This is a genomic window from Mycetohabitans sp. B2 (genome assembly GCF_021733735.1).
GTDB classification, from domain to species: Bacteria; Pseudomonadota; Gammaproteobacteria; order Burkholderiales; family Burkholderiaceae; genus Mycetohabitans; species Mycetohabitans rhizoxinica.
Genome location: NZ_JAHKSP010000161.1, coordinates 1 through 2,799 on the forward strand (window position 1 = coordinate 1; position 2,799 = coordinate 2,799).

1 protein-coding gene is annotated in these 2,799 nt (G+C 62.1%); it reads left to right on the forward strand.

All coding sequences use genetic code 11. The features are described 5' to 3' along the window. A partial coding sequence (locus tag KPG66_RS17220; RefSeq protein WP_237071657.1) for an amino acid adenylation domain-containing protein occupies window positions 1-2,799 on the forward strand: 2,799 nt, incomplete at both ends.

Here is a 2,799-nt window from a genome sequence, read left to right on the forward strand (position 1 = left end):
TTGGCGCATTGGGCTATGCGAGCGCGTTGTTTGACCGCGCGACGATCGAGCGGCACGTCGGATATTTGCAGACGATGTTGCAGGCGATGGCTGCCGGCGCAGCGCACCCTGTGACACGCGTTGAGTTGCTGGCTCCGGCCGAGCGTACGTTGTTGCTCAAGACGTGGAACGCGACAGAATGTGATTATCCGTCGCAGTTGTGCATTCACCAGTTGTTTGAAGCGCAAGTCGAGCGCACGCCCAAGACCACGGCGCTAGTCTATGAGGACCAGACGCTGAGTTATGCTCAGTTGAATGCGCAAGCGAATCGCCTGGCGCATCGACTGATCGAACTGGGTGTCAAACCCGATGCACGGGTGGCCATTTGTGTGGAGCGCTCGCCATCGATGGTGGTGGGGCTGCTGGCGATCCTGAAGGCAGGCGGGGCGTATGTGCCGCTGGACCCGGCGTATCCGGGCGAGCGCCTCGCGCATATTCTTGCGGATGCGACGCCGCAGATTGTGCTCGCGGATGCGGCGGGCCGGGCAGCACTGGGTGAGGCGGCGTTGGCCGATCGTACGGTGCTAGATCCGAACACCTTGCCGGATCGGGCGGACACGAATCCATTAGTGCCGGATCTGACATCCCATCATCTTGCGTATGTGATTTATACATCCGGTTCTACCGGTATGCCCAAAGGGGTCTTAATTCGGCACGGTGGTGTGATCAACCAGATTACGGCGCTACCTCAACAACTTGAGTTGGGTGTACAGGACCGACGGTTGCAATTTGCATCGCCAGCCTTTGATACGTCAGTAGAAGAAATTTTTTCCACGTTGACCGTGGGTGCGGCACTGGTCCTACGCACGGATGCTTGGCTAGTGGAGGCCAGGAAATTTTGGGCGTTGTGCCAAGCCCATCGCATAAGCGTAGTGGGGTTACCTGTACAATTTTGGGCGCAATTGGCCCAGGAAGATGTTCCCATTGCAGACAGTGTGCGCTCCGTCATGATCAGTGGCGATGCAGTGAGCGTGTCGGCGTGGAATGCCTGGTTTACAGGCCGTGGCTATCGACCACGCTTGTTAAATAGTTACGGTCCGACTGAAACGACAGTGAGTGCCACGATCCATGAGATCACTCACGTTGAGGGCGACTGGCGCACGATTGGTCGACCGATTGCAAATACGCGACTTTACCTGCTCGATGCACACAAGCAGCCAGTGCCGCTGGGTGCGGTGGGTGAGCTCTATATTGGCGGAGCGGGTGTTGCGCGTGGCTACCTGAACCGGCCTGAGCTCACGGCCGAGCGCTTTGTGCGCGATCCGTTTACGGACGAGCCCGATGCGCGGATGTACAAGACGGGGGATGTGGCGCGCTATTTGCCCGATGGCAATTTGGAGTTCCTGGGTCGCAATGACCATCAAGTCAAGATCCGGGGCTTTCGCATTGAGCCGGGCGAGATCGAGGCGTGCCTGACCCAACACCCGCAGGTGCACGACGCGGTGGTGTTGGTCATGGGCGAAGGGCAAACTAAGCGCCTGGTTGCGTATGTGGTGGCTGAGTCCGATGAGGCGTTAGCGGGTACCTTGCGCGCGCATGTGGCGGCCGCGTTGCCTGAATATATGGTACCCAATGCGTTCGTGCGGCTCGATGTGTTCCCACTGACGCCGAACGGCAAGCTGGACCGGCGTGCACTGCCGGCACCCAGCGCCGAGGCATTCGCGCATCAAGCGTACGAAGCGCCGCAAGGCGAGCTTGAAACTGACCTCGCGGCGATTTGGGCTGAGCTGCTTGGTGTCGAGCGCATCAGCCGGCATGATAGCTTCTTCGCGCTCGGCGGCCATTCGCTGCTCGGGGTGCGGCTGTTGAATCGTATCGCTGGGCTGGGTGCCGATGTGCCACTGGCCACGCTATTTGCATCACCGACGCTGGCCGCGTTCGCGGCGGCGATCGATGCGCGACGTCATCACAGTACCGGTACGCTGCCTGAGATTGCGCCGGTGTCGCGCGAAGGCCATTTGCCGCTGTCGTTTGCGCAGCAGCGGCTATGGTTTCTCGCACAATTTGATGGCGTGAGCCGTACCTATCATATGTCGCTCGCGTGGCGTGTGCACGGGCCGCTGAATCGGGCCGCATGGCAGCACGCACTGGATGCGCTGTTCGCCCGCCATGAGGCGCTGCGCTCGGTGTTCGTCAGCGTCGGCGGTCAGCCGCAGGTGCAGCTGCTACCCGCCGAGACGGGCGTGCCGATGACCTGGCATGACCTGCGCGGCGTGCCCGATAGGCAAGCCCAGTTAGCGCAGCTCAGCGAAGAGGCCGCCCAGGCGCCGTTTGACCTGGCGCAGGGGCCGCTGCTGCGCGCCTGCGGGATTCAGTTGTCGGACGACGAGCACATGTTGGTACTGACGCAGCACCATATTGTGTCGGACGGCTGGTCGATCGAGGTGCTGGTGCGCGAACTCAGCGCACTGTACACGGCCGCCTGTCGGGGCCAGCCGGATCCGTTGCCGCCCTTGGCGGTTCAGTACCCGGACTATGCGGCGTGGCAGCGGCAATGGCTCTCGGGCGAGCGGCTGCAGGCGCAAAGCGAGTATTGGCGCATGACGCTCGCGGACGCACCGGTGCTGCTGGAGCTACCCACCGATCGGCCGCGTCCGGCGCAGCCATCATTTGCGGGTGCACAGGTGCCCGTGTGCATCGATGCGGACACGACAAGCGCGCTCAAACGCTTGAGCGGGGAGCACGGCACGACCTTGTTCATGACGGTGCTGGCGGCGTGGAGCGCGGTGCTGGCGCGCCTGTCGGGGCAAGACGATCTGG